We start from the raw sequence: 8,362 nt of genomic DNA on the forward strand, positions 1-8,362 counted from the left end.
CGGCAAAGAAGATCGAAACGATCAACGCTGACATCATTGACTTCGAAGCGGAAAATGACGAAGGCACCATGAGCGTGGAAATCGCCATGCAGTGGACCACGGCGTATTCCTCGTCGGTTCACACCTTCGCAAACACCATCAATACCACCGAAGGTGGCATGCACGAAGAAGGTTTCCGTACCGCGTTGACCTCGCTGGTGAACCGCTACGGTCGAGAAAAGGGCATCATTCGCGAGAAGGATGACAACCTGACCGGTGATGACGTGCGTGAAGGTCTGACGGCCGTTATTTCGATCAAGCTCACCGAGCCCCAGTTCGAAGGCCAGACCAAGACCAAGCTGGGTAATACCGAAGCGCGAACCTTCGTTCAGCAGCAGGTTTACTCCAAGCTCACCGACTGGTTTGACGCACACCCGGCGGATGCCAAGGCCATCATCCAGAAGGGCCAGGCAGCTCAGGCTGCGCGTGTTGCCGCTCGAAAGGCACGCGAAGCTACTCGTCGTAAGGGAGTACTGGAATCGGCCTCGATGCCCGGTAAGCTGCGCGACTGCTCCTCGCGAGTTCCCGAAGAATGCGAAATTTTCATCGTCGAGGGTGACTCCGCAGGCGGCTCAGCCGTCGGCGGACGCGACCCCGAACACCAGGCAATTTTGCCGATCCGAGGCAAGATTTTGAACGTGGAAAAGGCTCGCCTAGACCGCGCACTGAGCTCGGATACGATTCGCTCCCTGATCACCGCATTTGGAACGGGAATCGGTGAAGACTTCGACCTGGCGAAACTGCGCTACGGCAAGATCGTCATCATGGCCGACGCCGACGTTGACGGTCAGCACATTGCAACCCTGTTGCTCACCCTGCTGTTCCGCTACATGCGTCCCCTGGTCGAACAGGGACACACCTTCATTGCTATGCCTCCGCTGTACCGCATCAAGTGGTCCAACGCAGAGCACGAATTCGCTTACTCAGACAAGGAACGCGACGAGATGCTTGCCGCGGGAGCCGCAGCAAATCGCAGGCTTCCCAAGGAAGGTGGCATCCAGCGCTACAAGGGTCTGGGTGAGATGAATGATCACGAGCTGTGGGAAACCACCATGGATCCCGAGCACCGCATCCTCAAGCAGGTCACTCTCGAAGATGCAGCAGATGCCGATGAAACCTTCACCATCTTGATGGGCGACGACGTCGAGAGGCGCCGCACGTTTATCCAGCGCAACGCCACCGACGTGCGCTTCCTCGACATCTAAAGCCCAGCGACGAGGCCGCGACCCACGTGCGGCCTCGTCAGTAGAAAACGAAACGAAGGACCAAAGTGAGCGACGAACAAACAGTCGATGCCGGACACATCCGCGACGTCGAACGTATTCGCCAGGTCGACCTGCAGAAGGAAATGCAGCGCTCCTACCTCGACTACGCCATGAGCGTTATTGTCGGGCGCGCGCTGCCCGATGTTCGTGACGGACTTAAGCCCGTCCACCGCCGCATCCTCTACGCGATGTACGACGGCGGTTACCGTCCCACCTCTTCATTCTCGAAGTCATCGCGTATCGTCGGTGACGTCATGGGTAACTACCACCCCCACGGCGACGGGGCGATCTACGATGCGCTTGCGCGCTTGGTGCAGCCTTGGTCTTTGCGCTACCCCTTGGTCGCCGGTCAGGGTAACTTCGGTACCCCCGGTAACCTGGGCCCCGCAGCACCTCGTTACACCGAATGTAAGATGGCGCCTCTGGCCATGGAAATGGTCCGTGACATCGACGAAGAATGCGTTGATTTCCAGGACAACTACGATGGCCGCAACCAGGAACCAACCATTCTTCCTTCGCGTTTCCCCAACGTCTTAGTGAATGGTTCGGAAGGTATCGCCGTCGGTATGGCAACCCGCATTCCTCCGCACAACCTGCGTGAGGTTGCACGCGGCGTGCAGTGGGCGCTTGAGCACCCCGAGGCCTCGCGAGAGGAACTCCTTGAGGCCCTCCTCAAGCTGATCCCCGGTCCCGACTTCCCAACGGGCGCAACCATTTTGGGACGTCGTGGAATTGAAGACGCATACCGTACGGGACGCGGTTCCATCACCCAGCGCGCGGTTGTCAACGTCGAGGAAATCCACGGACGCCAGTGCCTGGTGGTCACCGAGCTTCCCTATCAAGTCAACCCCGACAACCTGGCTGACAAGATTGCTCAGCTGGTTCGTGACGGTCAGATCCAAGGTATTGCGGATATTCGCGATGAAACTTCGGGCCGTACCGGTCAGCGACTGGTTATTGTCCTCAAGCGTGATGCAGTTGCCAAGGTTGTTTTGAACAACCTGTACAAGCGCACCTCACTGCAAGAGAACTTCTCAGCAAACATGCTTGCGCTGGTTGACGGTGTTCCGCGAACCCTGTCGATTGACGGCTTTATCCGCCACTGGGTTGCCCACCAGATCGATGTGATTGTGCGCCGCACGCAGTTCCGCCTGCGTAAGGCTCAAGAGCGTCTGCACATCTTGGACGGTTACCTCAAGGCCCTCGATGCCTTGGATGAGGTCATTGCCTTGATCCGTCGCTCGCCCACTGTCGACGAGGCACGAAGCGGCTTGATGGAGCTGCTGGACGTTGATGAGATCCAAGCCGACGCAATCCTTGCCCTGCAGCTGCGCCGACTGGCAGCACTGGAACGTCAGAAGATCTTGAACGAGCACGCGGAACTGCGCGCACGCGTTGAAGATCTGCAGGATATCTTGGCCAAGCCTGAGCGTCAGCGCGCGATCATCTCCGAAGAACTTGGCGAAATCGTTGAGAAGTTCGGCGATGAGCGTCGTACCACCATCGTTCCCTTCGATGGGGAAATGTCGATGGAAGACCTCATCCCCGAAGAGGATGTTGTCGTCACCATCACCCGCGATGGTTTCGCAAAGCGTACTCGTACTGATAACTACCGTTCTCAGAAACGAGGCGGTAAGGGCGTTCGCGGAACTCAGCTGCGTGGCGACGACGTGGTTGAGCACTTCTTCGTCACGACCACGCACCAATGGTTGTTGTTCTTTACGAACCTTGGTCGCGTTTACCGCGCGAAGGCCTATGAGATTCCCGAAGGCGGTCGCGATGCCAAGGGCCAGCACGTTGCAAATCTTCTGGCATTCCAGCCGGAAGAGCACATTGCGCAGGTCCTGGCAATCCGCACCTACGAGGACGCACAGTACCTGGTACTGGCAACGAAGTCCGGCCTCGTGAAGAAGACCCCGCTGGAGATGTACAACTCTCCGCGAAGTGGCGGCATCATTGCCGTTAACCTGCGTGAGGACGAAGAGGGCAAGCCGGATGAGCTGGTTTCGGCTCAGCTAGCTAATGCTGATGACGATCTGCTGCTGGTGTCTCGCGATGGCCAGGCCGTGCGCTTCGCTGCAACGGATGAGCAGCTGCGACCCATGGGTCGATCCACTTCTGGTGTTCGCGGTATGAAGTTCCGCGGCGATGATGAGCTCTTGACCATGGATGTTCCTCGCGAAGGAACGGACCTGCTGATCGTCACCGATTCCGGTTACGCCAAGCGCACTCCCATTGAGGAATACCCGACCAAGGGTCGTGGAACCATGGGTGTGCGTGTGGGTCGTCTGGTTGAAGAGCGTGGCGGGCTTGTTGGCGCGTTGGTTGTTGATCCTGAAGAAGACATCATGGTGATCACCGAGTCCGGCAAGCTTGTCCAGGTCAATGCCTCAGATGTGCGCCCGACTGCGCGTAACACCATGGGTGTGATCTTTGCTCGTCCCGATGAGGACGATCGCATCATTGCTGTGACTCGTAACCCCGAGCGCGACATTGATGAAGAGGAGTCCGAGGACGCACACGCGCAGGACAATTCTTCGCAAAGTAATGACGAAACCCCTGCTGAGGATGTAGCGTCAGAGCATGACGACTCACAGGAGGTCCAGGAATGAGTGATCACGCATCGAACGACCGCGATGACCTTCCCCGCCAGGTTGACCTCGCCATCGTGCGAGTGGACCCCTGGGGAGTCATGAAGGTTGCCTTCCTACTCAGCGTGGCATTGGGTATCGCACTGGTCGTTGCAGTCATGGTCCTGTGGCTCATGCTCAACGCCATGCATGTCTTTGCCTCAGCGGAAAGCTTCCTTCAGTCCATTGGCGCATCACAGATGGTCTCACTTCTGGATTACGTCAGGCTTCCGAAGGTCATGGCCTACACGACTCTCATTGCGGTGATGAACGTCGTTCTGCTCACTGCACTGTCGGCCTTGGGAACCTTCCTGTACAACTTGGTCGCCTCGCTGGTCGGTGGCATCAAGGTGACACTGATGGATGAGTGAGCTTTAAGTTCCACTGTGTGGGGGTCGGTGCCGCGCACCGACCCCCACACGTGTATTCAGGCCGTTCTTATGGTGGTTCAATGGCGTTCTTCTGGTGATTCAACGCGGGGAACGCTAATGAGTGGGCGACGTCACCAGAAAACAATTTTGCGTCAATCACCATGCGCATGTACTATTTAACGCGTGCCTTTCGGCATGGCAATGGGCCTATAGCTCAGTAGGTTAGAGCGCAGTCCTGATAAGACTGAGGTCGGTGGTTCGAGCCCACCTAGGCCCACCATCCGCAGGAACAATTGAGCGGAGGCTCCCATGAAGAAGTTTGTGAAAACTCTTTCGCTAGTGGCATGTGCTGCTGTTGTGGGGCTCGTGGTCCGGCAGGTTTGCCAGGATCTTTCCGACAATGAGGAACTGTGGACATCCGTTACGGATGACGTCTCACAGGCGTAAGCTTGGGGGAACCCCTTTGGGGCTATGGCGCAATTGGTAGCGCACCTGCTTTGCAAGCAGGGGGTTACGGGTTCGAGTCCCGTTAGCTCCACAACCAAAGGTCCAGCTTCGGCTGGGCCTTTTTGTTGTCTGCGGTGTCTGGCGGTGTCTGCGGTGTCTAGCTTGGTATTCGGAAACTGCGCATGTAATACCACGTTTAACACCGCACGTGGATAGCGCGCATCGCGCATAGCTTTCCGCGCACCGAGATCACACGCATGTTGGACGGCTTTAGCTCGCCCATAACGTTTTTAGCTCACCCATTCCTGCTTTAGCTCGCTCACCTACCGTCTTAAAACGGCAATAGACCCGGAATGGGTGAGCTAAACCAGGAGTATGAGGAGGCGGTGTTTATCCGGCAATCAACAGCGCGCCCTGATCGATGCGCACAGCAACCTTCGAGCTGCGGCCAATAGCATCCCCATCGACCTCAACAACCGCAGGTTGATCCAGTTCAAGCTCACACTCGCGTACCTGCCTGATCGAGAGGTCGGCGGGGGAGACAGGTGTATTAACCTGTGGAAGTCCAAGGCTCTGACTGAAGACCTTCAAGGACAGATCGGCCCAACCGACCAAACCAGCTTGCGTATCCACAGCGATGACATCAAGCAATCCGTCATGCAGCGAGGCCTCGGGAGCCAAGGTGATCACCGGTAGATCTCCGCAGTTCGCAAAGAGTACGCAACGGGCGGTGAACTCGGAAGAATCATCGCCACCGTGAGCATCCTGTCCACGAAGACGGGCACCCATGCGAGGAACATCCAGTGAATTAATTGCCGAAACTACGTAGGCAGCCCAGCCGATATTCTTCTTCAGCTCAGGATCCGTCTTCGACATGGTCTCACCATCGAAGCCCAACCCAGCCAAGGTCACAAAGGGGAATTCATCGTCTAAGGCCAGCGCGGCCTCGTCAGAGGTGGAAGGACGCGAAGAAGTCACACCCGCGAGCAGCTTTCCTTCACAGGGAAGGTCAAAGCGCTCCTCGGGATCAACCATGCGAAGCCACGCGAGATCAACTCGGTGGGTTGACTCCCCAAGTGCAACCGCTAGCGCATCAAGTGGGGAATCCAGCGGAAGCCCAAGATTACGGGCTAAAACGTTGCCAGTGCCCTCGGGAAGAATACCCATGCGCACACCGGTGTGAGCCAAGGCGGCGGCAACAGCGCGAACCGTTCCGTCTCCGCCAGCGGCAATGACATGCGTTGCGCCAGCGCGCACAGCCTTGCGCGCCTGAGAAACACCTGGATCGGCAATGCTTGTCTCAATGAAATGAATGTCACGCACGCCAAGCGCACGCGCATCCATTGTTATGGAGTTGCGAAATTCCTGCGGATCATCATGCTTGGAAGGATTAAAAACCACCCAAGGGCGAATGTTTTCGGCGATGCTCGGGGGCAGTGAGATTGCCGAACGATGCGCACGACGCGACCGTGACTGAATGAAGTACTTGGCACCTGCTGTGACGCCTGCTCCGGCAATTCCAGCGAGCGCGATCAGGTACGGTGACGGTGCACGAAACTTTCGCATACTCAAAGTGTAAAGGGCACCGAGCTGACAGCACAGACATTTGTCGGCACTGACATGCTTCAGTGAACTAAGATGGCCCCATGATTGATGTGCGTTCATTGCGTGAAAACCCTGAGCCCGCACGCGCCTCTCAGCGCGCTCGTGGAGCTGATCCCGCCCTTGTTGACCAGATTCTTGAAGCCGACGTTGCCCGTCGCGAGGCCTTGCAATCTTTCGAGGCCCTGCGTGCGAACCAGAAAGAGGTCTCCAAGTCCGTGGGTCGCGCCTCAGCGGAGGAACGCCCTGCGATCCTTGCGCGCGCAAAGGAACTTGCCGATGAGGTGAAAGCTGCCGAGGCCACCGCCAACGCTGCCGACGCCGAGGCCGATCGCCTGGCTCGCCTGCTCCCGAACCTGGTCCTCGACGGAGTTCCCGTCGGTGGTGAGGAAGACTTCGTTGTCCTGCGCCACGAGGGTCCCGCGCCTCGTGATTTTGCAAGCGAAGGCTTTGAGCCCCAGGATCACCTCGCACTGGGTGAGGGCCTGGATGCGATCGACACCAAGCGCGGCGCGAAAGTTTCGGGTGCTCGCTTCTACTACCTCAAGGGTGTTGGCGCACGCCTCGAGCTGGCTCTGATGACCATGGCGATGGATCAGGCACTCGCCAACGGCTTCGTGCCCATGATGACTCCGACCCTGGTGACCCCGCAGGTCATGGGCGGTACCGGCTTCCTCAACGAGCACTCCGAAGAGATCTACTACCTGCCCGCCGATGACCTGTACCTGACGGGTACCTCTGAGGTTGCGCTCGCCGGCTACCACGCCGATGAGATCCTCGACCTCAGCGCCGGCCCCAAGCGCTACATGGGTTGGTCGACCTGCTACCGTCGCGAAGCCGGTTCTGCTGGTAAGGATACGCGCGGCATTATCCGCGTCCACCAGTTCAATAAGGCTGAAATGTTCTCTTACTGTCGTCCCGAGGACGCAGAAGAAGAGCACGCACGCTTCCTGGCTTGGGAAGAAGAGATGCTGGCTAAGGTTGAGCTGCCCTATCGCGTGATCGACACGGCCGCCGGTGACCTGGGCACTTCTGCTGCTCGTAAGTTTGACTGCGAGGCGTGGCTGCCCACTCAGGAGCGTTACATGGAGGTCACCTCGACCTCGAATTGCACGACCTTCCAGGCACGTCGACTGGGCATTCGTGAGCGTCGCGAAGATGGCATGAACGCTGTTGCCACCCTCAATGGCACCCTTGCTACGACCCGTTGGCTGGTTGCAATCCTTGAGAACCACCAGCGCTCCGATGGCTCAATCTACGTTCCCGAAGCAATGCGACCCTACCTGGGTGGCCTCGAGGTTCTTGAGCCCGTTGCCGCAAAGTAACGAGGCTGCGTGACCAGCTACTTAACGGCACCGCTGAGTGGTGAGGCTCCCCGTCCTTTCGAGGAGCTTGTGGAGGAGGCGCGCTGCGCGCTTCCTTCCACTTTTCCGCGTGATATCACGCAGGTGTTGGTCGCCCTGGACATCGATGGGACGATCTTGAGTCCCAGCGGTGCCAGTGCGCAGGTCGTTGAATCGATTGCAGCGCTCAGCCGCGCCGGTGCGCAGGTCGTTATCGCGACCGGCCGCTCAATGGGTGCGGTCCTGCCCGTTCTCCCGCTACTGGGATTTCGCCGCGGGTGGATTGTCGCGTCAAATGGCGCGGTTCTTGCTCGGGTTCACGAGGCCGGCTACGAGATTGTGCATCGCCATGAGTTTGCCCCCGCCGAGGTGATCGACGAGGCGTTAAAGACTCTTCCACATGCGCGTTTCGCCGTCGAAGACCGTAACCTTCGCTTGATTTCAACGGGTTTTCCCGAAGGGGAGATCGTTGAAGATACCGAGTTGGTGAGCATCGACGAACTCAAAGCGATGCGCACGCCCAAGCTTGTCATTCGTGAGCCCGCTTTGGACCGCGATTCTTTCGAAAGCACTTTGTGTGCCCTGCCCTTTGCGAAGACTCACGAGGTTTTCGTCGGTTGGACGTCCTGGGCTGATATCAGTTCACTCGGGGTGACGAAAGCCAG

General features: G+C 58.1%; 7 protein-coding genes and 2 tRNA genes. 8 read left to right on the forward strand and 1 reads right to left on the reverse strand.

From position 1 onward, the window contains the following. The 6 genes from RW023_RS08190 to RW023_RS08215 all read left to right on the forward strand — a co-directional run. Positions 1-1,244 (forward strand): toprim domain-containing protein (locus tag RW023_RS08190; protein ID WP_315580727.1); only part of this gene is annotated, 1,244 nt, incomplete at its 5' end. Between the two features lie 65 nt (positions 1,245-1,309). After that, positions 1,310-3,916 carry a DNA gyrase subunit A gene (gene gyrA / locus RW023_RS08195; protein ID WP_315580728.1) on the forward strand — a complete coding sequence of 869 codons (2,607 nt, stop codon included), beginning with the start codon at positions 1,310-1,312 and terminating at the stop codon, positions 3,914-3,916. After that, positions 3,913-4,305 carry a DUF3566 domain-containing protein gene (locus RW023_RS08200; RefSeq protein ID WP_315580729.1) on the forward strand — a complete coding sequence of 131 codons (393 nt, stop codon included), beginning with the start codon at positions 3,913-3,915 and terminating at the stop codon, positions 4,303-4,305. Before gyrA ends, RW023_RS08200 begins: the two co-directional genes overlap by 4 nt. 203 nt (positions 4,306-4,508) lie before the next feature. Continuing rightward, positions 4,509-4,585, forward strand: a tRNA-Ile gene (locus RW023_RS08205). 29 nt (positions 4,586-4,614) lie between these two features. Continuing rightward, positions 4,615-4,752 (forward strand): DLW-39 family protein, encoded by a 138-nt coding sequence (locus RW023_RS08210; protein WP_315580730.1) that lies wholly within the window; start codon positions 4,615-4,617, stop codon positions 4,750-4,752. A gap of 18 nt (positions 4,753-4,770) precedes the next feature. Beyond that, a tRNA-Ala gene (locus RW023_RS08215) sits at positions 4,771-4,843 on the forward strand. A 299-nt stretch (positions 4,844-5,142) separates the two neighbouring features. Here the strand turns inward: RW023_RS08215 and RW023_RS08220 are convergent. Beyond that, positions 5,143-6,318 carry a diacylglycerol kinase family protein gene (locus tag RW023_RS08220; protein WP_315580731.1) on the reverse strand — a complete coding sequence of 392 codons (1,176 nt, stop codon included), beginning with the start codon at positions 6,316-6,318 and terminating at the stop codon, positions 5,143-5,145. Positions 6,319-6,398: 80 nt separating this feature from the next. Here RW023_RS08220 and serS point away from each other — a divergent pair, with 80 nt between their 5' ends. Beyond that, positions 6,399-7,679, forward strand: coding sequence for a serine--tRNA ligase (gene serS, locus RW023_RS08225; RefSeq protein WP_315580732.1), 1,281 nt, complete (start codon positions 6,399-6,401; stop codon positions 7,677-7,679). Positions 7,680-7,688: 9 nt separating this feature from the next. Beyond that, on the forward strand, positions 7,689-8,362 hold a 674-nt coding region (locus RW023_RS08230), incomplete at its 3' end, for an HAD family hydrolase (RefSeq protein WP_315580733.1).

This window comes from uncultured Actinomyces sp., assembly GCF_963542285.1.
GTDB lineage: Bacteria > Actinomycetota > Actinomycetes > Actinomycetales > Actinomycetaceae > Pauljensenia.